We start from the raw sequence: 26,158 nt of genomic DNA on the forward strand, positions 1-26,158 counted from the left end.
GTCAGTGCTTCTCGTCCGCGGGGCTGGTCGACTCCGCCGGCCCCGGCTCGTCCTCGAGCCGCCGCGCGCCCGGATCGAAGCGCCGCGAGCCCGGCCGGAACAGCAGCGCGACTCCGCCCTCCACGAGCGCCGCGACGAGCAGGAGGATCGCGAACGGGATCAGCGAGATCTCGGCCCACGCGCCCATCACCGGCATCACCAGGCCGGCCGCGGTGAAGCTGACCGTGCCGAGGATCGCGGTGACGCTGCCCGCCTCGCTCGACGGGCCCTGGAGCGAGAGGTACTGCACCGGCGCGAAGCCGAGCGAGCGGCCCGCGAGCGCGAAGGTGAGCGCGCCGACGACGACGAGCAGCGGCTGCGTCCCGGTGAGGGCGAGCACCGCGACCACGACGGCGCCGAGGCCCGTGACGATCGCGGACGCGAACATCGCGAAGCGCGGCCCGAACCGCGGCACGATCACTCGGCCGGTCGTCTGCCCGACCGCGATCGTCACGAGCGAGGTGACCAGGAACAGCAGGCCGTAGAGGTCCGGCCCGACCGCGTAGACGTTGGTGTAGAGGAACGGCGCGGTCGCCAGGTAGGCGAAGCCGACCGACCAGCCCGCGGCGGACGCGGCGGCGAGCGCCAGCACCCGCGGCCGCCTCAGCATCCCGAACGAGTTCCGCAGCGACGGGCCGAGTCCGCCCTGGTGCCGCCGCTCGCGGGGCAGCGTCTCGGGCAGCACCAGCAGCGCGATCACGGTGGCGAGCGCCCCCCAGGCGGCGACCGCGAGGAAGGAGCCGCGCCAGTCGATCACCTTGGTCAGCTGCGCGCCGACGGAGGGGACCAGGATCGGGAAGACCGAGACGATCACGGCGAGGTTCGCGAGCATCGTCACGAGCCGCTTGCCGCTGTAGAGGTCGCGGACGATCGCGGTGACGACCACGCCGGCCGCGGTGCAGGCGGCGCCCTGGACGAAGCGGGCCGAGAGCAGCACCGCGGTGTCCGAGGTCATCGCCGCGACGAGGCTCGCCGCGATGTGCAGCGCGGCCGAGACGCCGAGCGGCCACTTGCGGCCGACCGCGTCGCTGAGCGGACCCGAGATCAACTGACCGGCGGCGAAGCCGAAGGTCGCGCCGGTGACGACCAGCTGGGCGGTCGCGACCGAGACGCCGAGGTCGTCCTGGAGCGTCGGCAGGAAGGGCAGCACCAGGTCGATGGTGAGCGGCCCGAAGCCGACCAGCATCGCGAAGATCGGCAGCAGCAGCCGGCCGCGGGGCATCGCCCGGGTGGCGGAGGCGGTGGTGGCGGAGGCGGTCATGAGCGCGGAGCGCAGGTCACGGAGGGGGTCCTGTCCATCAGCTCCCGGCCGAGACCGGGAAGTAGAGCGAGAAGGGTTCGTCGATGACCTCGTGCAGAGGCCGGAAGCGGATCGCGGCAGGCTGGCCGAGGGTGCGGTAGCCGCGGAGCCACTGGGTCCACTGCCGCTCGTTGTCGGGGGCGAGCAGCGCGGGGGCGTCCTCGAGGCGGCCGCGGAGGCTCACCTCGCGGTCGACGAGGCCGGCCAGCACGACCGGCCCCTCGACGAACGCGACGGTGCCGGGCTCGTCCGGGATCGGCACGGCGCGGATCTCGGTGCCGAAGGCGAGGTCGACGCCGGTGCGGCCGCCGGGGTGCGTCAGCAGGAGCGCGCCGTCGAGGCGCTCGACGTGCGCGGAGTCGCCCGCGACGCCCGGCTCGCCGACGGTCCACTCCGGCACCCGGATCCGCACCTGCAGTGCGACTCCCTCCGCCGATTCCACCTCGATGCGGATCCGCGAGGCGGAGGGCCGGTGCGCATCGCCCGCGGCCCCCGCGTTCGCGTCCGGCCCCACGTAGCCGGCGTTGTCGAGCACCTCGACCCGCACGGCCGCCTCGCCCGCGGCGGTCGGCACGCGGACGCTCGCGTCGACGTGCTGCGCGATCGTCAGCTCGGCGTCGCCGCCGCGGTAGAAGACGAGACCGGAGTGGCGAGTGTGCGCCTGCACCAGCGTGCCGTGGCAGCACCAGAAGTCCTCGGTCGGGCTGCCCCAGTCCTTGCGGGCGCCGCCCTCCAGCGGGAGGAAGTAGGCGACCATCCCGGTCCTCGGGTTCTGCTGGGCGAGCAGGCCGTTCCAGAGGTTCCGCTCGATGTAATCGGCGTAGGCGAGGTCGCCCGTCCAGCGGAGCAGCACGTCGGCCAGCCGGATCATGTTGTAGACCGTGCAGTGCTCCTGCGTCTTCTCACCGCGGCGGGCGGCGAACTCGAACGGCGGCGTCCAGATCTCGCCCGAGGTCTGACCGCCGGTGCAGAAGGTGCCGCGGAGCACGACCGCCTGCTCCCAGTAGGCCTCGACGATCCGCCGCCAGCGCTCGTCGCCCGTGACCTCGTAGGCGCGGGCGGCGCCGAGCACCTCGGGGATCGTGGTGTTGGCGTGCATGTTGGTGAGTACGTCGCGGCCCGCGAGCAGGCCCTCGAAGAGCGAGCGGCGGTCGTAGCGCTCGAGCAGCTCCGTGTAGACGGGGTCGCCGGTGATCGCGAGCAGGTCGGCCCAGACCTCGAGCATGCCGCCGGTCTCGACCTCGAGGATCTCCTGGAACGCGGCGTCGTCGAAGCCGCGGACCCACTCCAGCAGCGGGGTCGTCGCCGCCCGCGCCATCCGCAGCGCCCGCTCGTCGCCGAGGTCGAGGTGCAGGTCGACCAGGCCCATCAGCAGCTTGTGCATCGCGTACTGCGGCGCCCAGATCGGGCGGCCGGTCGCCAGGCGGTCGAGGTAGCCGCGCGGGATCGCCCAGATCCAGCCGCCGCCGTTCTCCTCCTGGCAGCGCTCGAGGCCGTCGAGCACGGAGTCGATCCGGACGCGGAGCAGCGGGTCGCCGGTGACCGCGACCTCGCGGGCCGCGGCGGAGAGCCAGTGGCCGAGGAAGTGGCCGCGCAGCTGCGAGCCGGGCGTCTCCCAGCCCCAGTGCCGGTCGAGACCGCGGGCCTCGCGCGACTCCTGGGACGGGTGCAGGTGCCAGCCCTGATCGCCGATCCCGGCCTCGATGCGGAAGTTCTGCAGCAGCCCCTCGTCGGTCAGCGAGAGCAGGTAGTCGCGGTTGAGCCGCCGCCGGGCGTCGAGCACCCCGCGCTCCAGGCGGGACTCGTGCGGGGCCGGGTGGGTCAGCGGCATGGATGCTCCTCGGCGGTGAGTGATCGGGGTGGGTGGATCGAAGCGGGGTGGATCTGCAGTGAGCGGGACGGCGACGGGATCGCCGGTGGTCGAGATCGATCTCTCACTGTACTCAGACCAGGATCGACGGTAGGAATGTCATCATGCAATCCCCGAGAGTGATCCATCTCGTCGCCGATGACGTGTCCGCCCTCCTCACTCAGTCGGGAGGTGACCTGCCCGTCCTGCTGCACTGGGGTCCGCGGATCGACGCGAGCGACGACGACCTCGCCGGTTTCGCAAGAACCCCCGAGAGGACGGGGATGGACGGCGGTTCCGACGTGCCCTACGAGCCCGGGATCCTCCCCGAGCACTCCTTCGGCTGGGCCGGCCTGCCCGGCCTCCGGGTGCACCGCGAGGGCGCCGGCTGGTCGCCGCGGCTCACCGTGGACGCCGTCTCGGTGGCCGGCGAGGCCCTCGCGGAGGGCGCCGTCGTGCAGCCCGGGAGCGCCGCCGTCACCGTCGAGGCGCACGACGCGCAGGCCGGAATCGGGGTCGTGCTGGAGATCGTTCTCTCGCCCGCGGGACTGCTCCGGACGCGCGTCTCCGTCCGCAACGACGGCACCGGGCACCTCGAGGTGATCGGCGCCGACCCCGCCCTGCGGATCCCGAACGAGGCCCGCGAGATCCTGGACTTCTCCGGCCGCTGGGGCACCGAGAAGATCCCGCAGCGCCACCCCGTCGTCACCGGCAGCCACTCGCGCTCCTCCCGGCGCGGCCGCACAGGCCTGGACGCGACGACCGTCGTCGCGATCGGCACCCCCGGCTTCGACGCGGCCGACGGCAAGGTCTGGCTCTGCCACGTCGGCATCGGCGGCAACCACGAGCACGCCGTGGAGCGCGGCGACGGCTGGCTCGCCTTCCGCGGCGGCGAGCTGCTCCTGCCCGGCGAGGTCCGCCTCGCGAGCGGCGAGAGCTACTCCTCCCCCTGGATCTCCGGCAGCTTCGGCCACGGCCTCGACGCCGCCGCCGCCCGCTTCCACGCCTACCTCCGCGGTGTCTCGCGCTCCTCGCTCCGCCCGCGCCCGGTCACCCTCAACGTCTGGGAGGCGGTCTACTTCGAGCAGGACTTCGCGACCCTCGCCGAGCTGGCCGACCGCGCCGCCGCCCTCGGGGTCGAGCGCTACGTGCTCGACGACGGCTGGTTCCTCGGCCGCAGCGACGACCGCGCGGGCCTCGGCGACTGGACGCCCGACCCCGTCTCCTGGCCGGACGGCCTCCTCCCCCTCGCCGAGCACGTCCGCGGCCGGGGCATGGAGTTCGGCCTCTGGGTCGAGCCCGAGATGATCAACGAGGACTCCGACCTCGCCCGCGCGCACCCCGACTGGATCCTGCGCGCCCGTGAGGAGCTGCCGCCGCGCTTCCGGTTCCAGCAGGTGCTCGACCTGACGAATCCGGACGCGTTCGCGCACATCCTCGGCGTGCTCGACGGGCTGGTCGCCGACCTCGGCGTCGCGTACCTGAAGTGGGATCACAACCGCGATCTGATCGACGCCGGCCACCCCGCCACCGGCACCGCCGCCGTGCACGAGCAGACGCTCGCGCTCTACCGGCTGATCGACGAGCTGCGCGAGCGGCACCCCGAGCTCGAGATCGAGAGCTGCGCCTCCGGCGGCGGCCGCGTCGACCTCGGGATCCTCGAGCGCACCGACCGCGTGCACACCTCCGACAACCAGGACCCGCTGGACCGCTCGCGGATGCTGCGCTGGACCGGGCTGCTCGTGCCGCCGGAGATGCTCGGCTCGCACGTCGCCTCGCCGGTCAACTCCGTCACCGGCCGCACCAGCGACCTGCACACCCGCTGCGCGATCGCCTTCCTCGGCCACTTCGGCCTCGAGTGGGACCTCCGCGAGCTGGACGCCGAGGAGGAGCCGGTGCTGGCCGGCTGGATCGCGGCGTACCGCGAGCACCGCGGGCTCATCGCGTCCGGACGGGTCGTCGGGAGCGGAGACTCCGATCCCGACGCGCCCTCGCTGCGCGGCGTCGTCGCGACCGACGGCTCCGAGGCGCTCTACACCTTGGTCACGCCGTCACTGACGGCGGACTCGCGCCGCCGCGTCCGCCTCCCGGGCCTGGACCCGCTCGCCCGCTACCGCGTCGAGGCCGCGCGCCCCGGCTCGCTCGGCCCGCCCTGGCAGAGCCCGCAGTGGCTGGAGGCGACCGTGCCGCTCGACTCCGACGCCCCGGCCCCCGCCTACTCGGGGAGCCTGCTGGGCGAGGCGGGCCTGGACCTGCCGACCTTCCACGCCGACCGCGCGATCGTCCTGCGGCTCGTCCGCGTCGACGCGTGAGCGCCGCCGCCCCGACCACTGCCGACTCGCCCGCCACCACCCTGGAGCACCCCGTGAACACCACCGTCACCGTCGACCTCGACCGGCCCGGCGCCACCATCAGCAAGCACGTCTACGGCCACTTCGCCGAGCACCTCGGCCGCTGCATCTACGACGGCTTCTGGGTCGGCGAGGACTCGCCCGTCCCGAACGCCGGTGGGATCCGCCTGGACGTCGTCGAGGCCCTGCGCGCCCTCGACATCCCCAACCTCCGCTGGCCGGGCGGCTGCTTCGCCGACCGCTACCACTGGACCAACGGCATCGGCCCGCGCGAGGAGCGCCCCGGCCTGATCAACACCCAGTGGGGCGGGGTCGCCGAGGACAACTCCTTCGGCACCCACGAGTTCATGGCGCTCTGCGAGCTGCTCGGCGCCGACGCCTACATCTCCGGCAACATCGGCTCCGGCACCGTGCAGGAGATGGCCGACTGGGTCGAGTACCTCACCGGCTCCGGCAAGTCGCCGATGGCCGACCTCCGCCGCTCGCACGGCCGCGAGGAGCCGTGGACCGTCCGCTACTGGGGCCTCGGCAACGAGACCTGGGGCTGCGGCGGCAACATGCGCGCCGGCGCCTACGCCGACCTCGCCCGCCAGTTCGGCACCTTCGTGCAGAGCGGCAACGACGTGCCGCTGCACCGCATCGCGGCCGGCGCCGACGGTGCGGACACGCACTGGACGCAGACGCTGATGGAGGTGATCCCCGAGATCGAGGGGCACCCCTTCTCCTCCGTGCCGTGGGAGTCGGTCTCGGTGCACTACTACACGATCGGCGGCAGCTGGCACGCGAAGGGCAGCGCCACCGACTTCGACGCGGACACCTACTGGAGCACGATCGTCGCCGCGCAGGGCATCGAGGAGCTGCTGCGCTCGCACGCCGCCGTGATGGACGTGCACGACCCCGAGAAGAAGTACGGGATGGTGCTCGACGAGTGGGGCACCTGGTGGGACGTCGAGCCGGGCACGCACCCGGGCTTCCTCTTCCAGCAGAACACCATCCGCGACGCGATGGTCGCCGGGATCCACTTCGACGTCTTCCACGCCTTCGCCGACCGGCTCTCGATGGCGAACATCGCGCAGACCGTCAACGTGCTGCAGGCGATGCTGCTGACCGACCCCGACGGCGGCGAGATGGTGCGGACGCCGACATACCACGTGTTCGAGATGAACAAGGGGCACCAGGACGCGACGGTGCTGCCGACCACGGTCGCCGGGCCGACCCACGCGGTCGACGGGCGCGAGATCGCGCTGGCCTCCGCCTCCGCCTCGGTGAAGGACGGGCGCGTGCTGGTCTCGATGACCAACGTCGACCTCGACGAGCCGCTGGAGATCGAGCTGTCCTTCCGCGGCGGTTCCGTGACCGGAGCGACGGGGCGGCTCCTCACCGCCGACTCGCCCCAGGCGCACAACCGGCCGGGCGACGCCGACGCGGTCAGCCCGGTCCCGCTCGAGGGGCTGGAGACCACGGCGACGGGGCTGCGGGTGACGCTGCCGCCGCACTCCTTCGCGACGGTGTCGCTGGAGCTGGCCGGGGCCCTCGTGGCAGGGTCGGACGCGTGACCGCCATGAGCACTGCCGGCGCACGCACCGAGGCAGCCCGCCGCCCGCCGATGGGCTGGAACAGCTGGGACTGCTTCGGCTCCTCCGTCACCGAGGACGAGGTGCTGGCGAACGCCGAGTACCTCGCCGAGCACCTGCTGCCGCACGGCTGGGACACGGTCGTCGTCGACATCCAGTGGTACGAGCCGGACCCCGGCACGAGCGACTACCAGGAGGTGTCGGAGCCGGTCCTGGACGACTGGGGCCGGCCGCAGCCCGCGGTGGGGCGCTTCCCCTCCGCGGCGACCGGAGGCTTCACCGCGCTCGCCGCGCGCGTGCACGCCCTCGGGCTGCGCTTCGGCGTGCACCTGATGCGCGGCGTGCCCCGCCGGGCCGCCGAGCTCGGGCTGCCGGTGCTCGGCTCCGACGCGACCTGCGCCGACATCACCGACCGCGGGAACGTCTGCCCGTGGAACCCGGACAACTTCGGCGTCGACATGACCGTGCCGGGCGCGCAGCAGTACTACGACTCGGTGATGGCGCAGCTGGCCTCGTGGGGCGTCGACTTCGTCAAGCTCGACGACGTGCTCTACCCGCCGATCCAGACCGGCGAGATCGCCGCGCTCTCCCGCGCGATCGACGCGACCGGCCGGCCGATGGTGCTGAGCCTCTCGCCGGGCAAGCAGCTCTCGCTGGAGAACCTGGAGCTGCTCCGGGACACCGCGCAGATGTGGCGGATCTCGGACGACTTCTGGGACGACTGGGGGCACCTGCAGGAGCAGTTCCAGCGCGCCGCGCGCTGGGCGCCGCACCAGCGGCCGGGCGCGTGGGCCGACGCCGACATGCTGCCGCTGGGCCGGATCGGCGTGCGGGCGCACGTGGGCGAGGACCGCCTCTCGCGGTTCACCCCCGCCGAGCAGCGGACGCTGGTGACGCTGTGGTGCCTGCTGCGGTCGCCGCTGATGATGGGCGGGCACCTGCCGGACACCCCGCCCGAGACGCTGGCGCTGCTGACGAACGACGACGTGCTGGCCCTGCTGTCCAGCGAGGGCAGCCGCGAGATCGTCCGCGACGGCGACCTCGTCGTCTGGAGCGCCTGGCAGGGCGACGTCCAGTGGCGCGGCGTCTTCTGGCTCGGCGACGCCCCGCGCGAGTACTCCGCGCACCTCGCCGACCTCGGCTGCACCGGCACCCCCGTCGACGCCTGGACGGGCGAGCCCCTCCCGGTCGTCGACGGCGCGGTCGCCCTGACCCTCGAGCCCCACGGCGCGCACCTGCTCCGCTTCGCCTGACGCGCCGCGCCCGCCCCGCCCCCGCCCACTCCTCAGAAGTTGCGGTAGTCGCCCTCGACTACCGCAACTTCCGAGTTCTGGGGGGCGGCGGCGGCGCGCCCTCCCTGCTGATCGAGTAGCGCCCGCAGGGCGCGTATCGAGATCCACCGTCGCAAGCACGCGGGGTCTCGATACGCCGCTCCGCGGCTACTCGACCAGCGCGCTGCCGCGAGTGCGCAGAAGTTGCGGTAGTCGGGCGCGACTACCGCAACTTCTGAGTTCTGGAGGCGGGTCAGGACTCCGTGTCGGTGAGGGCGTCGAGGCGGGCGACGTCGTCGGCGGAGAGGGCGAAGTCGACCTGGGCGTTCTCGCGGATGCGCGCGGGGGTGGTCGACTTCGGCAGGGGCAGGACGTCCTTCTCGAGGAGGTAGCGGATGCAGAGCTGCGCGACGGAGACGCCGTTCGCCTTCGCGATGTCGGCGAGGTCGGAGTTCTCCAGCAGGCCGCCGGTCGCCAGCGGCGAGTAGCCCTCGACGAGGATGCCGTTGGTGCGGCAGTAGTCGGTCGTCTCGTCCTGGGTGTTGCCGACGAACCAGCGGATCTGGTTGGCGTGCGGCTTCACGTCGGTCGCCGCGATCAGCGACTCCAGGTCGTCGACGGAGAAGTTGGAGACGCCGATCGCGCGGGCGCGGCCGGAGTCGTAGATCTCCTCCATCGCTTTCCAGGCCGCGATGTTGCCGTCGCGGTGGTCCGAGCCCATGTCCGACCACGGCCACGGCGCGTGGATCAGGTACAGGTCGACATGCTCGAGCTCGAGCGCCGCCATCGTCGTCTCGAAGCTGTCCTTCGCGCCGGCGTGGTCCTTGACCTCGGCGGGCAGCTTCGTGGTGATGAAGACCTCGTCGCGGGGGATCCCGCTGTCGCGGAGGGCCCGGCCGACGCTCGCCTCGTTGCCGTAGCCGCGGGCGGTGTCGATGTGGCGGTAGCCGGCCTCGAGCGCCGTGGTCACCGCGTCGTAGGCGTCGGCGCCGTCCTCGATCTGCCAGGTGCCGAAGCCGATCTTCGGGATCTCGACCCCGTTGGACAGGGTGAAGGTGTCGGTCAGTGCAGGCATGTCTCTCCTCGAGAAGTCCGGCCCCGCGCGCGTCCTCGCACCGGGGGTGCTGCTGTTCACGGTAGGCGCGCGGGGCGGCGGGCGCAGGCCCCTTGCGGAGCCGCCCCATGCTGATCGAGTAGCGCCCGCAGGGCGCGTATCGAGATCCGGCGTCTCCTGAGCGGCGGGTCAGCCGCGGGTCACCGACCAGGGGGTGCGGAGGGCGCGCTCGGCGAGCACGCGGCGCTCGCCGGTCAGTGCGACGTCGGCGGTCTGCGCGGCGTCGGCGGCCGACGGGCCGGCGATCAGGCGCAGCGGGCCCGGGTCCACGCTGAGCGCGCCGTCCTCGCCGGTCGCCGCGAGCCGCGCCGCCTCGACGTGGAAGTGCACGGTGAGCGACTCCCCCGCGGCGATCGGCACGCGCGCGTAGCCGAGCAGCTGCGCGGCCGGCCGCACGACGGGCGAGGTCGGGTAGGCGGCGTACAGCTGCACGACCTCGACGGTGTCCTCGCCGCTGTTGCGGAGGGTGACCGCGGCGTCGAGCGCCCCGTCCACCGCCAGCACGGCGGGCGCCGACAGCGCCTCGTACGTGATCGCGCCCCGCGTGAGCCCGAAGCCGAACGGGTGCAGCGGCGTGTTGTCGAGCGCGGTGATGCCGGGGTTCGAGAGCCCGAGCGACGGTTGCAAGTACGTCGTCGATGCCGACGGGAGCCGCGGGATCTGCACGGGCAGGCGCCCGGTCGGCGAGACCCGCCCCGAGAGCACGCCGGCGACCGCGGCCGCCCCGTCCGCTCCGGGGAAGAACGCCTGCACGACCCCGCGCGCCGCTCCGTAGGCGCCGAGCGCGTAGGGCCGGCCCGAGAGCACGACGACCACGGTCGGCACGCCGGTCGCGAGGACCGCCGCGACCAGCTCGTCCTGAGCGCCCGGCAGCCGCAGGTCGGCGGCGTCGCAGCCCTCGCCCGAGGTGCCGTCGCCGAACAGCCCGGCCACGTCGCCGACGACGACCACGGCCGCGTCGCTGGAGCGCGCCGTCGCGACGGCCTCGGCGATCGAGGAGGTGTCCGCGGAGGTGATCGACCCGCCGGCCGCGAAGCGCACCCGCTCCTCGCCGAGCTCGGCGCGCAGAGCGGTCAGCACGGTCGGGATCTCGATCCCGAGGTCGTGCCCCGGGTGCTTCGAGAGCACGTGGTTCGGGAAGGCGTAGCAGCCGACCAGGCTGCGGAACTGGTCCGCCGCCGGGCCCAGCACCGCGACCGTGCCCGAGGCGAGCAGTCCGCGGACGTCGTCGTCGCGCAGCAGCACGACCGACTCCTCCGCGATCCGGAGCGAGATCGCCCGGTTGCGCGCGCTGTCGAGGTCCACCGACTCGGCGCCCTCGGGGACGAGCGGCCCGCCGTCGAGCAGCCCGGCCTCGAACTTGTGCCGGAGGTGCCGCTCGACCGAGCGGTCGAGGTCGCGCTCGTCGACGACGCCCTCGCGGATGAGCCGCGGCAGCTCGCCGTATGCCGCGGTCTGCGGCAGCTCGACGTCCACGCCGGCCCGGATCGCCAGCCGCCCCGCGTCGGCGGTGTCGACCGCGACGTGGTGCATCGCCTGGAGGAACGGCACGGCCCAGTAGTCGGCCACGACCGTCCCCTCGAAGCCCCACTTCTCCCGCAGGATCGTGGTGAGCAGGTGCCGACTCGCGCTGCTGGGCACGCCGTCGATGTCGGTGTACGAGGTCATCACGCTGCGCGCGCCGCCGTGCCGCAGCGCGGCCTCGAACGGCGGCAGCACGGTGTCCGCGATCTCGCGCGGCCCCATGCTCACCGGAGCATGGTTGCGGGCACCGCGGGAGGCCGCGTAGCCGGCGAAGTGCTTGAGCGTCGCGATGATCCCCGCCGACTCGAGCCCGGCGACGTACGCGGTGCCGAGCTGCGAGACCAGGTACGGGTCCTCGCCGAGGGTCTCCTCGACGCGGCCCCAGCGGTAGTCCTTCACGACGTCGACCACGGGCGCGAGGCCCTGATGGATGCCGAGGGCGCGCATGTCGGAGCCGATCGCCTCCGCCATCTCGCCGACGAGGTCCTCGTCGAAGGTGGCCGCCCAGGCGAGCGGCGTGGGGAACGCGGTCGCGCCGTACGCGGCGAGCCCGGTCAGGCACTCCTCGTGCGCGATCGCCGGGATGCCCAGGCGCTGCGAGCCGACGACCCGCTCCTGCAGCTCGCGGAGCCGGCGCACGCCCTCCGGCACCGAGACGGGCTCGGTGCCGAAGACGCGGGTGAGCTGGCCGAGGCCGCCGTCGAACGGGTCGGCCGCGGTCTCGGGGCCGCCCTCGAGCTTCGGGGCGAAGTCGTCGGCGGAGTCGGTGAGCCAGACGGAGCCGAGCTGGGCCGCCTTCTCCTCGAGCGTGAGCTCGGCGGTGAGGAGGCGGGCCCGCTCGCTCGCGGAGAGGGAGCGGTCCCGCCAGTCGCGACCACCGCTCCGATCCCCGGTCTCGTCGGTGCGGTCGGAGGGGACGAGAGTGGTGGAGGCGTCGTGCATCAGCCCTTGAACGCTCCGTCCATGATCCCGGACACCATGCGGCGGCCGACGAAGAAGAACGCGATCAGCAGCGGCAGCGTGGCCATGAACGACCCGCCCATCGCCAGCGCGACGTCGATCGAGCGGTTGGCCTGCAGCTGCTTCAGCGCGATCTGCACCGTGAACAGCTCCGGCGACTTCAGCACGATGAACGGCCACATGAAGTCGTTCCAGACCGCGGTGAACGTGATCAGCCCGAGCACGAACGCCGCCGGGCGGACCACCGGGAAGGCGATGCGCCAGAACAGCTGCCAGGAGTTGGCGCCGTCGATGCGGGCCGCCTGGATCAGCTCGTCGCTGACCGTGGTGGACATGTGCTGGCGCATCCAGAAGATGCCGAAGGCGCTGGCAAGGCCCGGGACGATGATCGCCTGGAGGGTGTCGACCCAGTCGAGGGCCGAGACGATCAGGTACTGCGGGATGATGCTCAGCTGCGCCGGCACCGTCATGGTCAGCAGCACGATCAGGAACAGCACGTTGCGGCCCGGGAACTGCAGCTTCGCAAAGGCGAAGCCGGCCATCGCGCAGAGGATCGCGGAGAGGACCGCGACGCTCAGCGACACGATCAGCGAGTTGAACAGCGACGCGATGAACGGCACGGTGTCGAACACCTTCTCCGCGATGGCGAAGAAGTTCGTGCCCGGGTACAGGCGCGGCGGGATCGACGTGACGGCGGTCGCTCCGACCGACGCGATGACGAACATGTAGTAGAGGGGGAACACCGAGACGAGCACGGCGACGACGAGGAAGACGTACGTCGGCCAACCGACTCCGCCGCCCTTGCCGCGGCGCCGCGGGAGCACCTTCGGGGTGTCGCCCGTGGCCACGGCGCGGGCCTGCGGGAGGGCCTGATCGATCACATCGGACATCAGACGGCCGCCTTCCGGGTGCGGGTGGACAGGTAGAAGTTGATCAGCGAGACGACCACGACGATCACGAACAGCACGACGCCGATGGCGGAGCCGTAGCCGAACTTGAACTGGCCGAAGCCCTGCTCGTAGAGGAACAGCGCGAGCGTCTGGCACTGCCGGCCGGCGCCGCAGGTGAGGCCCGATTCGGGAGCCACCAGGAGCGCCTCCGTGAAGATCTGCAGACCGCCGATGGTCGACATGATCACGGTGAAGACGATGATCGGGCGCAGCGCCGGGATGGTGAGGTGGCGGAACTGCTGCCAGCTGGAGGCGCCGTCGACCGAGGCGGCCTCGAACATCTCGCGCGGCAGCGACTGGAGCCCCGCCAGGTACAGGAGCGTGTTGTAGCCGAACCAGCGCCAGAAGACCATCGTCGAGATGACGATCCAGGAGCCGTAGTTGGTGGCCAGGAAGTTGATCGAGGGCAGTCCGAAGACGCCGAGGAACCAGTTGATCAGGCCGAAGTTCTTGTCGAAGATCTGCGCGAAGACGATCGCGGTCGCCGCGACGGAGGTGATGTAGGGCACCAGCAGCGCCATGCGCCAGAAGTTCGCCCAGCGCAGTCGCGCGTGGTTGAGCAGGTGCGCCAGGAAGAGCGCGAAGAGCAGCTGCGGCACCGTCGAGATGATGAAGATGCCGAAGGTGTTGACCAGGGCGTTCCAGAACCGGCTGTCCGCGAAGAGCTGCTGGAAGTTCGCGAGTCCGACGAAGGTCTGCTCGCCGATCGGGTTCCAGTCGAAGAGCGAGACGTAGAACGTGAAGAGCAGCGGGAAGAGCCCGAACACGATGAAGATGAGGAAGAAGGGCGCGACGTACGCGTAGGGGGCGATCCGCTCCGAGAGGGAGTTGCGGATCTTCGCGGCCTTCTGGACCGGAACACTGGGCTGCTTGCGCTGCCTGGGGGGACGTATGGCTGTCGCCGTTGACACGTGGGTTACCTCCGTCGAAGGGGCGGCCCGGCGCGCGAGGCGCCGGGCCGCTCGGGTGGGTGGGGCGATCAGCCGCCGATGGCCTGCTTGGCCGTGTCGAGGGCCGTCGTCCACGCCTTGTCGGAGGTGACGTTGCCCGCCTCCAGCTCGACGAGGGTGTTCAGCAGGGCGCCGTTGATCGGCGTCGTGTCGGGACCGTTGTAGAAGGAGGGGAACTGCTCGACCGAGGTGGCCATGACCTCGCCGATCTTCGAGTCGCCGAAGAACGGGTCGGTGTAGTTGCGGACCTCGTCGCTCGCGACCGCCTCGGTGGCGGCGGGCAGGGTGCCCGAGGCCGCGAAGTGGTCGGTCTGGCCCTCGGCGGACATCATCGTCTTGATGTACTGCCAGGCGGCCTCGGGGTGCTCGGCGCGGGCCGGGATGGCGATGACGCTGCCACCCCAGTTGCCGCCGACGCCGGGGACGCTCGTGACGCGCCAGTTGCCCGCGGTGTCGGGGGCGTCGGTCTTGATTCCGGCGAGGATCCACGACGGCGCGATGGTCACGGCGAAGGCTCCGTTGGCGCGGCCGGGAGCCCAGCCCGAGGACCAGGCGGCGATGCCGGCGCTGATGCCGGCGTCCTTGGCGTCCACGGCGACCTGGAACGCGTCCTTCACCTGCGGGTTGGTGTCGTAGACGAGCTCGCCGTCGGGCGAGTAGTACTTCTCGGAGACCTGGTTGACGGTCGAGAAGAAGACGCTGGTCTCGATGTTGTCGACGAACGGCTTGCCGGTCGCCTCGGTGTACTTCTCGCCCATGGCGATGAAGGACGGCCAGTCCTTCCACATCTCGGCGACCTCGGCCGGGTCGGTCGGCAGACCGGCGGCCTCGAAGAGGTCGGCGCGGTAGGCGAAGCCGAGTCCGCCGACGTCGGTGGGCACGCCCACGACGGAGCCGTCGTCGGCGGTCGCCGCGGAGGCGGCCCACGGGAGGTAGGCGGAGGCGACGTCGTCGCCGCCGAGGGTGCGCAGGTCGAGGAAGTTCGAGCTGTTGGCGACGAACTGGGGCAGGTCGTCGTTCTGGATCATGACCAGGTCGGGCACCTTGCCGCCGGCCAGCGCCGCGGTGAGGGCGGTGGCGGTCTCGGTGGTGCTGCCGACCTCGGAGAGCTTGATCTTCGCGTCGGGCATCTTGGCGAGGTACTCGTCGACGCTGTCCTTGGCGTTGATGCCGGTGAAGGACCAGAAGGTCGCCTCGGCGTTCGGGTCGTCGGACGCGCCGCCACCGCTTCCGGACGAGCATCCGGTGAGGGCGAGGGCCACGGCGGCGGCTGCTGCGGCCACGGCCGTCAGTCTTCTTTTCACGATTGTTCCTCTTCGTCGGGGATTCGCGGGGGGTCTCGCTGGAGGAGACCGGGAGCAAGAGAACGATCTCTTGGACGCCAAGGTAGCTGGCCTTTCCCCCTCGTGCAAGCGCGATCTCGGAGTCGTTACCGCAGCGTGAGATATCGATCTCCCCTAGTATCTGTAAGAAGTTTCGCAAATCGGACCGCCACGGCCCCGGGGGAGGCGTCCCCGTGGGACTCTGGAGATCGAGCATCCGGCGCCCCGGCCGGCTCCCCTCCTCGTTCAGAAGGATGCAGCCATGACCCGACCCACGCTCGTGGACGTCGCACGGGCCGCGGGCGTGTCCCGCGCCACCGCCGCCCGGGTTCTCGCGGGCGGCACGAACGTCGACGTCCGCATGTCGGCCGCCGTCGAGCACGCCGCGAAGCAGCTCGGCTACGAGGCCAACAGCGCCGCGCGGATGCTGCGCGGCGGCCGCTCCGGCGCGATCGCGCTGATCGTCGCCTTCAACGAGCTCGACAGCCTCACCGGCACCTTCTTCACCTCGGTGCTCAAGGGCGCCGCGAAGGGGCTCTACGCCGCCGAGGTGCAGCCGGTGCTGCTGCCCGCGGACCACGACGACGGCGACCGCATCCCCAAGTTCCTCCGCTCGCGCGCGGTCGACGGAGCGATCGTGATCCTGCAGCACGAGATCACGCACCTCGCGCAGGCGCTCGCCGACTCCCCCGTGCCGATCGCCTGGGTCGGCCGGCCGCGCGTCGCGCTGGCCGAGGACGCCATCGTGATCGACTCCGACAACTACGGCGGCGGCCGGCTCGCCGCCCGCGCGCTCGCCGACTCCGGCCGGCGCCGGCTCGGCATCATCGCCGGCCCGCACGACATGGAGCCGGCCCGCGACCGCATCCGCGGCTGGCGCGACGAGCTGACCGAGCTGGGGCTGGACCACAGCCCGATCGTGCACGGCGAGTTCACTCTCGAGAGCGGCTCGGCCGCGATGGCGCGGCTCCTGCAGCGCCACCCCGACCTCGACGGCGTCTTCGCCTCCTCCGACCTGATGGCCAACGGCGCGATCCGCGTGCTGCAGGCGTCCGGCCGGCGCGTGCCCGCCGACATCTCGGTCGTGGGCTTCGACGACGTGGTCATCGCGACCACCTCGGATCCGACGCTGACCACCATCCGCCAGCCGCTCGAGGACATGGGGCGCGTCGCCGCGGAGACCGTGGTGGCCGTGGTGGCGGGCCGCGAGGTCGACCGGCAGCCGATCCTCGCGACGACGCTCGTGCAGCGGGAGTCGGCGTGAGTGTCGGGCCGGCACCGCACCGGCTGATCGTCAGCACCGATGCCGCGAACGAGGCCGACGACCAGTTCGCGATCGTGCAGGCGCTGCTGAGCGCGACGCTCGACGTCCGGGCGCTCGTGGCCGCGCACTTCGGCCGGCCCGGCAGCCTGCGGGAGTCGCGCGCGGAGATCGATCGCGTGGTCGCCCTCGCGGGGGCCGACGTGCGGGTCGTGGACGGGGCGTCCGCGGCGCTGGTCGCCGGCGGTTCCGCGGAGTCCGTGGCGTCCGAGGGCTCGCGCGTGATCGTCGAGGAGGCGCTGCACGGCGAGGGCCGGCTGTGGATCGCCGTGCTCGGCCCGCTCACCGACGTCGCCGCGGCGCTGCTGGCGGAGCCGTCGATCGCCGAGCGCGACGTCGTCGTGGTCTGGGTGGGCGGCCCGCCCTACGAGGGGATCGCCGCGTACCACCCGGAGTTCAACCTGATCAACGACGTCGCCGCCGCGAACGCCGTGCTCGCCTCCGGAGTCGCCGTCTGGCAGATCCCGATGCCCGTCTACACGATGGTCGGCGTCGGCCACGCCGAGCTGCGCACGCGGCTGGGCGGCACGAGCCCGCTCGGCGACTACCTCGTCGACCAGCTGATCGCCTTCAACGCGACGATCCCCTACGGCCCGCTCGACTTCCGCTCCCTCGGCGACAGCCCCGCGATCGGCGCCGTGATGAACCCCGCCGGCGGCCGCTGGCGCGCCGTCCCCGCCCCGCGCTTCACCGCCACCGGCGACCTCCAGCCCGGCGTCGGCCCGCACCCGATCCGCGTCTGCGAGTCCTTCGACACCCGCTGGCTCCTCGAGGACCTCTTCGCGAAGCTCCTCGAGTTCGGCCGCGCCGGCCGCTGACCGGCCCGTGCTGGGCCGTCCGCGAGACGTCTCCGAGGAGCCGAGGCCGCCCGTTGCACGGGACGCCTCGGCCGTTCGAGGACCTCTCACCGGCGACGGCACCTCCTCCGGCGCACAACATCAGCTGAGAGCACAGGGCCTCCCCTGTCAGAGGAGGGACCCCCGTCTCAGCTGATGTTGTGCGCGACTTCGGCGGCAGAGCAGCAGCCGGATCGGGTGCAGACGGGGCCACGGTCAGGCGCGGGCCGCCTTGACGTAGGCGACGACCGCGTTCGCGTGCCCGTGGCCGAGGCCGTGCTCGGTCTTCAGCCAGGAGACGACCTGCATGTGGGTCTCGGAGTCGAGCCGCTCGTTCACGAGGTCGAGCCACTCCTGGACCGGGCGGCCGTAGGTGGTCTCGATGCTCGGGAAGTACGACGCGGGTCCCTTCGGCTTCGAGCCGTCGGCGGGGGGCTCCGGTGCGAGGACGCGCGAGGGGGTCATGCCGGTCACTGTAGCGGCGCCGGGGCGCCGGGTCTCGATACGCGGCTGCGCCGCTCCTCGACCGGCACGGAGGAGGCGCCGCCCTAGGATGCCGGGCCGGCAGAGCCGTGCTGATCGAGTAGCCCTCGCAGAGGGCGTATCGAGATCCACCCGCATGAAGACGTGGGGTCTCGATACGCGGCTGCGCCGCTACTCGACCAGCACGCGGGCGCGGCTGCGCCGCTGCTCGACGGGGGGGGGGCGCTCTGCGGCTCCGCTCGGGCGGCTCCGCTCGCGCGGCGCCGCGCGTCAGAGCCAGCCGCCGTCGACGACCCAGTTCTGGGCGGTGCACATGGCGGAGTCGTCGGCCGCGAGCCAGAGGACCAGGCGGGCGACGTCCGCCGGGACGAGGCGGCCGGGGAGGCACTGGCTGCGGTCGATCTGCTGCTCCGCCTCGGGGGTGACGACCTGCTCGAGTTGCCGCTCGGTCATGATCCAGCCGGGGATGACGCAGTTCACCCGGACGCCGCCGGCGCCGAGCTCGCGGGCCAGGGCGCGGGTCATGCCCTCGATCGCGGCCTTCGCGGTGATGTAGCCGACCAGCTCGACGAGGTCGATGTGCGCGCTGATCGAGCCGAGGTTGATGATCGAGCCGGCGCCCGCGCGCAGCATCCCGCGCGAGACGAGCCGCGCGGCGAAGAACTGGTGACGCAGGTTCACCGCCATGCGGTCGTCCCAGTACGCGGGATCGAGGTCCTCGACGGTGTGCCGGGCGTCGTTCGCCGCGTTGTTGACGAGCACGTGAGCCGGGCCGAGCTCGGCGGTGAGCCCCTCGATCGCGGCCTCGAGCGCCGCGACGTCGCGCACGTCGCAGGCGGCGAAGCGGACGGCTCCGCCCAGCTCGCGGGCGAGCGCCGCGCCCTGCTCGGCGTCGATGTCGAGGAAGCCGACCCGCGCGCCCTGCGCCGCGAACTGCCGCACGAACTCCGCGCCGAGCCCGGACGCGCCGCCCGTCACGACCACGGTCCGGCCGTCGAGGCTCGGGTACCGGGCGAAGGCGGTCACCGCGCACCCGCCCGACCGGGCACGACGATCGAGCGCCCGACGCTCCCGTGCTCCAGCGCCTCGAAGGCCGCGCCGATGCCCTCGAGGGCGAACCGCTCCCCCACCAGCTCGTCGAGCGGCAGCGCACCCCTGCGGTACAGCTCGAAGATCCGCGGCAGATCCAGCTGCGGGATCGAGGACCCGTAGAGGGAGCCGACCACGCGCTTCTGCTTCTGCACCAGGTCGTTCACCGGGATGCCCGCGCTCTGCCCGACCCGGCCGAGGCCCACGGCGACGGCCGTCCCGCCCGGCTGCAGCATCGCGACGGCGGAGGCCAGCGTCTCCGGCCGCCCGACCGCCTCGACCACCCAGGGCACCCCGCCGGGGACGAGGGTGAGCAGCTGCTCGACCGTGTCGCCGCCGCCGATGGAGCCGGACGACCCGTCGATCACGTGCGTCGCGCCGAGTCGCCTCGCCAGCGCCAGCCGGTCCGCGTCCACGTCGACCGCGACGACGGTGGTCGCCCCGGCCGCCCGCGCGCCCATCACCGCGGAGAGGCCGACGCCGCCGGCGCCGATCACCACGACCGCGTCGCCGAGGCACGCGCCGATCACGTTCAGCACCGCGCCGACCCCGGTGATCACCGCGCAGCCGGCGATCGCCGCGATCTCGGCCGGCACGTCGTCCGGAACGCGCACCACGCTCCGCTCGGGCACGACCACCCGCTCCGCGAAGCAGGACACCCCGAGCAGGTGGTGCACGGTCTCGCCCGCGGCGCTGAGCCGGCTGGTGCCGTCGAGGAGACCGCCGGACGCGGCCTGCACCGGTCCGTACTCGCACATGATCGGCCGGCCGGCGACGCACTGCCGGCAGCGGCCGCAGTTCGGCCGCCAGAGCAGCGCCACCCGGTCGCCGACGGCGAAGCCCTCGCGGAGGTCCGGCCCGAGGGCGACGATGCGGCCGGCGCCCTCGTGGCCGGGCACCACCGGCAGCGGACAGCGCAGATCACCGCGCAGGTAGTGCAGGTCGGAGTGGCAGACGCCCGCCGCGTCGATCTCGACGAGCAGCTCGCCCCGGCCGGAATCGGCGACGTCGAGCTCCTCGACGGCCAGCGGCGCGCCGAACTCCCGCAGCACCGCCGCGCGCATCCGCGTGCTCATCGCGGTCCTCCTGTCGTGCCGGTCATCGTGGTCCCCTCGTCGCGCATCGGGCGGTCCCGCCGCGCCCCGCTCAATGCGACTCCCGCAGCACGCCGGGCCCGGTCGCGCCGGTCAGGAAGTCCAGGTCCGCGCCGCGCTCGGCCTGCTCGACGTGGTCGACGTACAGCCGCTCCCAGCCGCGAACCGGCGCCGCGTAGGCGGCCGTGGTCGCGGCGGAGGGACGGCGGGCCGCGAGGTCCTCGTCGGTCACCAGCAGCGTCAGCGTCCGCGCCGGAACGTCGAGCTCGATCAGGTCGCCGTCCTGCACCAGGCCGAGCGCACCGCCGACCGCCGACTCCGGCGTGACGTGCAGCACGATCGTGCCGTAGGCCGTGCCGCTCATCCGCCCGTCGCAGATCCGCACCATGTCGCGCACTCCTGCGTCGAGCAGGCGCTTCGGCAGCGGCATGTTCGCGACCTCGGGCATCCCCGGGTAGCCGCGCGGACCGCAGCCGCGCAGCACCAGCACCGAGTCCGCGCTGACGTCGAGCTCCGGCGCGTCGATCCGCGCATGCATGTCCTCGACCGAGTCGAAGACGACCGCAGGCCCGCGGTGCCGCAGCAGCGCCGCCGTGGCCGCGGCCGGCTTGATGATCGCGCCGGTCGGAGACAGGTTCCCGCGCAGCACGGCGATGCCGGCCGCGGGCAGCAGCGGCGACTCGGCGGTGCGGATCACGTCGCGGTCCCAGACCTCGTGCCCCGGCAGCTCGTCGACGAAGGGCGTGCCGAGCACGGTCACCGCCGTCGGATCCAGCAGCGGCCGCACCTCGTTCATCACGGCGAGGAAGCCGCCCGCGCGGAAGAGGTCCTCCATCAGGTGCGCGCCGGCGGGCTGGAGGTTGACGAGCAGCGGGACATCGGCGCCGATCCGGTCGAAGTCGTCGAGGTCGAGCTCGACGCCGAGGCGGCCGGCGATCGCGAGCAGGTGCACCACGGCGTTCGTCGATCCGCCGATCGCGGCGAGCGCCACGATCGCGTTGTGGAACGCGGCCTTCGTCATCACGTCCGCCGGCGCGAGCTCCTCCTCCACCATCGCGACGACGCGGTTGCCCGTCGCGTGCGCGAACTGCAGCAGCCGGCTGTCCGAGGCGGGGACGCCCGCGACGCCGGGCAGGGTCATGCCGAGCGCCTCCGCGACGCAGGCCATCGAGGACGCGGTGCCCATGGTGTTGCAGTGCCCGCGGCTGCGGATCATCGAGGACTCGGACTGGACGAAGTAGTCGCTGTCGAGCGCGCCCGCCCGCACCTCCTCGCTCAGGCGCCAGACGTCGGTGCCGCAGCCGAGCGTGCTGCCGCGGAAGGTCCCGTTCAGCATCGGCCCGCCGGGCACCACGATCGCCGGGATCCCCACGCTGGCGGCGGCCATCAGCAGCGCCGGGATGGTCTTGTCGCAGCCGCCGAGCAGCACCAGACCGTCGATCGGGTTGGCGCGGAACAGCTCCTCCGCGGCCATCGCGACCATGTTGCGCCAGAGCATCGCGGTGGTCCGGACGGTCGTCTCGCCGAGCGAGATCACGGGCAGGTTGTAGGGGATCCCGCCGGCCTCGTAGACGCCGTTCTTCACGCTCTGCGCGACCTCGTCGAGGTGCGAGTTGCACGGCGAGAGGTCGGAGGCGGTGTTCGCGATCGCGATCTGCGGCCGGCCGTCGAAGGCGTGATCGGGTGTTCCGCGGCGCATCCACGCCCGGTGCAGGTAGGTGTTGCGGTCGTCGCCGCCGTACCACTGGGCGCTGCGGACGGCGCGGCCGGTGCGGATCACCGGGCCGAGGCCCGTGGGCCGGCCGGGGGTCTCGTCGTTCATCGGGGGACCGATCTGCCGTCGCGGCGGTGAGGGAGGCGGGCCAGGCCCGCGTCGGTGAGGTCGGCCGGCAGCGCGGAGGCCGGTGCCCCCTGGTAGGCGATCGGCCGGAGGAAGCGCCGGATCGCGGTCGCGCCGACCGAGGTGTGCTGCGAGGTCGTGGCGGGCCACGGTCCGCCGTGGTGCTGGCCCCAGGTGACGCTGACGCCGGTGGGCCAGCCGCCGAAGACGACGCGGCCGGAGCGCTCGGCGAGGACGGCGACGAGCGCGCCGATGTCCTCGCCCGGCGCGCTGTGCACGGTGGCGGTCAGCGATCCGTCCAGGTGGGTGAGGGCGGCGAGCACCTCCTCCGGCGCGCGGTACTCGACCAGCAGCGTCAGCGGGCCGAAGCACTCCTCGAGCAGGACGTCGCTGTGCCGGACGAAGTCGTCGACGGTCGTCACGAGCACCACGGGCGTCGTCCCGTCGGCCTGTGCGCCGCGGGCCAGCACGCGGACCCCGTCCGCCGACTGCAGCCGGCCGGCGACCGCGGCGAAGGAGTCGGCGATCCGCTCGGTGAGCAGCACCGTCCCCGGCAGACTCTCGACCCGCTCGGCCACCGCCTGGCGGAACGCGGGTCTCGATACGCGCTGCGCGCTGCTCGACCAGCATGGAGGGGCGCCGCCGCCCGCCCATGCTGATCGAGTAGCCCGCTCCGCGGGCGTATCGAGATCCGCCGCCGGCACGAAGACCACGCCGGGCTTGGTGCAGAACTGCCCGCCGCCGAGCGTGAAGGAGGCGACCAGCTCGGCCGCGAGCGCCGACCCGCGCTCCTCGGCCGCGCCGGGGGTGATCACCACGGGGTTCACGCTGCCGAGCTCGCCGAAGAACGGGATCGGCTCGGCGCGCTCGGACATCGCGTCCATCAGCGCGGTCGCCCCCGGCAGCGAGCCGGTGAACGCCACCGCGCGCACCTCGGGCGCTGCGACCAGGACGAGCCCGGCCTCGCGCCCCTCCACGAGCTCGAAGGTCCCGCGCGGGGCGCCGGCCTCCTCCAGCGCCCGATCGACCACGGCGGCCGTGCGCCGGGACAGCTCCGGATGCCCGGGGTGCGCCTTCACCAGCACCGGGCAGCCCGCGGCGAGCGCCGACGCGGTGTCGCCGCCGGCGACCGAGAAGGCGAACGGGAAGTTCGAGGCGGAGAAGACCGCGACCGGCCCGAGCGGGCGGAGGAAGCGGCGGATCTCCTGCGAGCCGTCGCCGCCGATCGTGCCGGCGACGTCGATCGAGGCCTCGAGGTACGAGCCCTCCTCGAGCACGTCCGCGAAGAGCCGCAGCTGGCCGGTCGTGCGCGCCACCTCGCCCCGCAGCCGCTCGACGCCGAGGTGCGTCTCCGCCTCGGCCACCTCGACCAGGTCGTCGCGCGCCTCGTCGAGCCGCGCCGCGATCCGGGTGAGCCAGCCCGCCCGCTCCTGCCGCGAGGAGGCGAGCACCGCCGGAGTCGCGGCCGCCGCCGCCGCGACGCGCAGCTCGGTGAGCCGGGTCCCGGCCGCGGCCTGCACGCGCTCCTCGTCCGCCTCGATGCTCATCGCGGCACCACGACCACGATCGGGCCGCTCCCGGCCGACACCTCGACCTCGACCGACGTGCCGCCGGTGGTCACCCGGTAGCGCCCGGCGAAGCCCTGCAGCGGGACGCAGCCGTCCGCCCCGGTCCTCGCGGTCGTCTCGGCGTGCCACCACTCGCGGCGGATCAGGTCCTGCAGCGCGTCGTAGCCGGGCTTCCGGCTGCCGTCGCGGCGGAGCAGCCCGGAGGGCGCCCCGAGCCAGGCGCCGTCGTCGGTCAGCCCCCAGTAGGTCAGCGACTCGACCGCCGGATGCGCGAGGACGCTCCGGTAGTGCCGGACGAGCTCGTCCGCCTGCCGCGCCTCGCCCTCCTCGGTGCTCGGCCAGGAGTCGACCACGTAGTCGTTCAGGTCGCCGATCTCCGGCGGCATCAGGTCGCCCGAGAGCAGGGTCGTCTCCGTCATCTGCAGCGGCAGGCCGAAGCGGGAGAAGCGCTCGATCACCTCGGCGATCCGGTCCTCGCCGCGGTAGCCCTGGTGCATGTGGGTCTGCAGGCCGATCGCGTCGATGGCGATCCCCGCGTCCAGGCACTCCTCGATCACGTGCTCGTACTCGCTGGAGAGGTCGAAGTCGTTGAGGACGAAGCGCCCGCCCGAGCCGACCGAGCGGGCCTCCTCGAACGCCAGCCGGATCATGCCGACCCGGCCGAGGCGCTGCGCGAGCCGGGTGATCGCGTTCGGCTCCGCCGTGAAGCGCGGCAGGATCACCGTCTCGTTGATCGCGTCCCAGACGTCGACGACCCCGGCGAAGTCGGCGACCTCGCGGCGGACCCGCGAGCGCAGCACCGCCTCCACCTCGGCGTCCTCGAGCGGCAGCAGCCATTCCGGCGCCAGCGTGTGCCAGACCAGCGGGTGGCCCTTCACCCGGACGCCGCGCGCGGCGAACCACTCGGCCGTCCGGCGCAGCCGCTCGGTCTCGGGGCGCCCGCGCTCGGGCTCGAACGCCCGCCAGTAGAAGGGCAGCGTCACCGTGTCGAAGACGCCCAGCCAGGCGTCGGCGAGCAGCTGCGGATCGGAGTCGACCCTGCCGCCGAAGAACTCCGAGGCGTCGCCGCCGGTGGAGAGCGGCGGGCCGCCCAGCCAGTCGAGGAAGTCGAAGCCGATGCTGCCGAAGCCGAACGCGTGCCGCAGCTGCTCGGTGGTCACGTCCACGCCGGCGACCGGCCGGCCCTGCTCGTCGACGACCCGGACGTCGGTCGTGAGGGTGCGCCCGCCGAGGTCAGCCACGCTCGCCCCGAGCGCCGGGGTACCAGTCGTCCAGCGTGTTCTCGGTGATCGCGATGAACACGTCGTCCGGGCGGACGCCCTCGGCCTCGAGCCGGCGGGCGACCGCCTCGAACATCGCGGCCTTGGTCTCCCGGTCGTACATCCGGACCATCAGGACGCGCACGTAGACCACGTCGCGGCGGTCGCCGCCGAGGTAGTGCGGGTCGGCGACGAGGTGGCTCGCGGGCAGCGGATGGATGACCTGGAAGCGGTCCTCCGCATCCATGCCCAGGCCCTCGACGAGGCCCGCGTTGACGGCCTCCGCGTAGGCGAACCGGGTCTCCTCGGGGACGGTGTCGGCGACTTCGATGGTGACGAGAGGCATCAGGCCCACGCTTCCTTGCTCACGCGCACATCGGCGCTGGTTCGTACGGACTCCTCGATCGCGAGACCGAGGAGATGGTCCTGGCAGGCCTCGGCCAGCGGGTAGGGCGCGGGGCCGGCGTCGCGGGCCCACCGCCCGGTCGCCTCGAGGAGGTCGGCGACGGCGAGGTCGTCCTCGGACAGCCGGGTCCCGACCCACTCGTTGCGCCAGACGATCCGGCCCTCGAAGGAGGCGGTGACCACCTCGTTGCCCTCGAGGTTCATGTCGATGCCGGTGCGCCGGTAGGAGATCGGCGAGACGATCACGCCCTCCTCGGTGAGGTGGGTGACGCTGTCGTCGGCGATCTCGCCGAGCGAGCCGCGGATCACGATCCGCCGGCTGAGCAGCGGGTTCCACCACTGGTTGTCGACGAAGTCGTAGAGGCCCATCCGGCCGTCGCCGAAGTCGAGGGTGCCGATCGTCGTGGTCCGCGGCTCGGGCGACGGTTCCTCGCGCCAGCCGTCGAAGGTCAGCGGATCGGCCTGGGGCGCGGTGAAGGCGCGGGCGCTCACCACGGCCTCGGCCATGCCGGCGCCGAGGAAGCCGCGGATCAGGCTGGTCGCGTGGTACAGGTGCGTGGAGGCGATGTGCACGGCGGTGGCCTCGCCGATCGCGCCGCTCCGGACGACCGCCTGCCGCGCCGCGTGCCCGGGCATCAGCATGTACTGCTCCGCGACCTGCACCCGGGCCGAGGCGCCGAGCGCGCTCCACAGCTCGCGCAGCCCGTCGGCGGTCGGCGCGGGCGGGGTCTCCGCGAGCACCGGCACGCCGAGCTCCGCGAGCCGGATCGTCACGCCCGGCATCGACGGCCAGGAGACGGCGGCGATCACGAAGTCGGGCCGGTGGGCGAGGGCCTCCTCCAGCGTCCGGACGACGGGGGCGTCCCAGCGGGCGCTCATCCGCTCCTCGGCGGCGGACGAGTTCGCCACGATCGCCACGGCGCGCAGCCGCTCGGGGGCGGTGCGGGCCAGGCGGAGGTAGAACTCGGAGCGCCAGCCGGTCCCCACCACCGCGAACGTCATCGGCTCAGTCATGTCGGACCTTCTCTCTGTCGATACGGGGTCGTGCTCGATCGTGCC

The 26,158-nt window shown here is 73.0% G+C and carries 20 protein-coding genes; 5 read left to right on the forward strand and 15 right to left on the reverse strand.

The genetic code is table 11. The features are described from left to right. Position 1: 1 nt before the first annotated feature. Positions 2–1,300: a multidrug effflux MFS transporter gene (locus tag MT350_RS13345; protein WP_123446863.1), complete on the reverse strand. Its 1,299-nt coding sequence runs from the start codon at positions 1,298–1,300 to the stop codon at positions 2–4. Positions 1,301–1,337: 37 nt separating this feature from the next. Next, the gene (locus MT350_RS13350; protein ID WP_243616096.1) at positions 1,338–3,170 is read right to left on the reverse strand and encodes a beta-L-arabinofuranosidase domain-containing protein; all 1,833 of its coding nucleotides are present in this window, start codon (positions 3,168–3,170) and stop codon (positions 1,338–1,340) included. 143 nt (positions 3,171–3,313) lie between these two features. Here MT350_RS13350 and MT350_RS13355 point away from each other — a divergent pair, with 143 nt between their 5' ends. From MT350_RS13355 to MT350_RS13365, 3 genes are read left to right on the forward strand one after another with little or no spacing between them, the layout of a single operon-like run. Continuing rightward, positions 3,314–5,500: an alpha-galactosidase gene (locus tag MT350_RS13355; RefSeq protein ID WP_243616097.1), complete on the forward strand. Its 2,187-nt coding sequence runs from the start codon at positions 3,314–3,316 to the stop codon at positions 5,498–5,500. Next, positions 5,497–7,095 (forward strand): alpha-N-arabinofuranosidase, encoded by a 1,599-nt coding sequence (locus tag MT350_RS13360; protein ID WP_374206644.1) that lies wholly within the window; start codon positions 5,497–5,499, stop codon positions 7,093–7,095. The genes MT350_RS13355 and MT350_RS13360 overlap by 4 nt, the downstream gene beginning before the upstream one ends. A gap of 5 nt (positions 7,096–7,100) precedes the next feature. Then, on the forward strand, positions 7,101–8,366 hold the full coding sequence (locus MT350_RS13365; protein WP_243616217.1) for an alpha-galactosidase: 1,266 nt from the start codon (positions 7,101–7,103) through the stop codon (positions 8,364–8,366). 271 nt (positions 8,367–8,637) lie between these two features. Here MT350_RS13365 and MT350_RS13370 read toward each other — a convergent pair whose 3' ends face one another. The 5 genes from MT350_RS13370 to MT350_RS13390 form a co-directional block, all read right to left on the reverse strand. Continuing rightward, the gene (locus tag MT350_RS13370; protein WP_243616098.1) at positions 8,638–9,459 is read right to left on the reverse strand and encodes an aldo/keto reductase; all 822 of its coding nucleotides are present in this window, start codon (positions 9,457–9,459) and stop codon (positions 8,638–8,640) included. A 168-nt stretch (positions 9,460–9,627) separates the two neighbouring features. Then, positions 9,628–11,964, reverse strand: a complete 2,337-nt coding sequence (locus MT350_RS13375; protein WP_243616099.1) for a glycoside hydrolase family 3 N-terminal domain-containing protein — start codon at positions 11,962–11,964, stop codon at positions 9,628–9,630. Further along, positions 11,964–12,872, reverse strand: a complete 909-nt coding sequence (locus tag MT350_RS13380; RefSeq protein ID WP_243616100.1) for a carbohydrate ABC transporter permease — start codon at positions 12,870–12,872, stop codon at positions 11,964–11,966. The genes MT350_RS13375 and MT350_RS13380 overlap by 1 nt, the downstream gene beginning before the upstream one ends. After that, complete coding sequence (locus MT350_RS13385) at positions 12,872–13,843, reverse strand: carbohydrate ABC transporter permease (protein WP_243616101.1); 972 nt, start codon at positions 13,841–13,843, stop codon at positions 12,872–12,874. Before MT350_RS13385 ends, MT350_RS13380 begins: the two co-directional genes overlap by 1 nt. Positions 13,844–13,911: 68 nt before the next feature. Further along, positions 13,912–15,165, reverse strand: coding sequence for an ABC transporter substrate-binding protein (locus tag MT350_RS13390; protein WP_123446869.1), 1,254 nt, complete (start codon positions 15,163–15,165; stop codon positions 13,912–13,914). A gap of 301 nt (positions 15,166–15,466) precedes the next feature. Between MT350_RS13390 and MT350_RS13395 the strand changes: the two genes are divergently transcribed. Both MT350_RS13395 and MT350_RS13400 read left to right on the forward strand, forming a co-directional pair. Further along, a complete protein-coding gene (locus MT350_RS13395) occupies positions 15,467–16,468 on the forward strand; it encodes a LacI family DNA-binding transcriptional regulator (protein ID WP_123446870.1) in 1,002 nt (333 codons plus the stop codon). Next, positions 16,465–17,343, forward strand: a complete 879-nt coding sequence (locus MT350_RS13400) for a nucleoside hydrolase (protein ID WP_243598094.1) — start codon at positions 16,465–16,467, stop codon at positions 17,341–17,343. Before MT350_RS13395 ends, MT350_RS13400 begins: the two co-directional genes overlap by 4 nt. A gap of 234 nt (positions 17,344–17,577) precedes the next feature. Here MT350_RS13400 and MT350_RS13405 read toward each other — a convergent pair whose 3' ends face one another. From MT350_RS13405 to MT350_RS13440, 8 genes are all read right to left on the reverse strand, one after another. Next, positions 17,578–17,826, reverse strand: a complete 249-nt coding sequence (locus MT350_RS13405) for a DUF4287 domain-containing protein (RefSeq protein WP_123736561.1) — start codon at positions 17,824–17,826, stop codon at positions 17,578–17,580. 288 nt (positions 17,827–18,114) lie between these two features. Further along, the gene (locus MT350_RS13410) at positions 18,115–18,870 is read right to left on the reverse strand and encodes an SDR family NAD(P)-dependent oxidoreductase (RefSeq protein WP_243616102.1); all 756 of its coding nucleotides are present in this window, start codon (positions 18,868–18,870) and stop codon (positions 18,115–18,117) included. Beyond that, complete coding sequence (locus tag MT350_RS13415) at positions 18,867–20,009, reverse strand: zinc-binding dehydrogenase (protein ID WP_243616103.1); 1,143 nt, start codon at positions 20,007–20,009, stop codon at positions 18,867–18,869. The genes MT350_RS13410 and MT350_RS13415 overlap by 4 nt, the downstream gene beginning before the upstream one ends. A 70-nt stretch (positions 20,010–20,079) precedes the next feature. Further along, positions 20,080–21,849, reverse strand: a complete 1,770-nt coding sequence (locus tag MT350_RS13420) for an IlvD/Edd family dehydratase (RefSeq protein ID WP_243616104.1) — start codon at positions 21,847–21,849, stop codon at positions 20,080–20,082. Then, the gene (locus tag MT350_RS13425) at positions 21,846–23,414 is read right to left on the reverse strand and encodes an aldehyde dehydrogenase (NADP(+)) (RefSeq protein WP_243616105.1); all 1,569 of its coding nucleotides are present in this window, start codon (positions 23,412–23,414) and stop codon (positions 21,846–21,848) included. The genes MT350_RS13420 and MT350_RS13425 overlap by 4 nt, the downstream gene beginning before the upstream one ends. After that, positions 23,411–24,676 carry an endo-1,4-beta-xylanase gene (locus MT350_RS13430; protein ID WP_243616106.1) on the reverse strand — a complete coding sequence of 422 codons (1,266 nt, stop codon included), beginning with the start codon at positions 24,674–24,676 and terminating at the stop codon, positions 23,411–23,413. Before MT350_RS13430 ends, MT350_RS13425 begins: the two co-directional genes overlap by 4 nt. Next, a complete protein-coding gene (locus tag MT350_RS13435) occupies positions 24,669–25,040 on the reverse strand; it encodes a tautomerase family protein (RefSeq protein WP_127887613.1) in 372 nt (123 codons plus the stop codon). The genes MT350_RS13430 and MT350_RS13435 overlap by 8 nt, the downstream gene beginning before the upstream one ends. After that, positions 25,040–26,113, reverse strand: a complete 1,074-nt coding sequence (locus tag MT350_RS13440; RefSeq protein WP_243616107.1) for a Gfo/Idh/MocA family protein — start codon at positions 26,111–26,113, stop codon at positions 25,040–25,042. Before MT350_RS13440 ends, MT350_RS13435 begins: the two co-directional genes overlap by 1 nt. Positions 26,114–26,158: the final 45 nt, after the last annotated feature.

It is taken from the genome of Rathayibacter sp. VKM Ac-2928, assembly GCF_022815545.1.
Taxonomy (GTDB): domain Bacteria; phylum Actinomycetota; class Actinomycetes; order Actinomycetales; family Microbacteriaceae; genus Rathayibacter; species Rathayibacter festucae.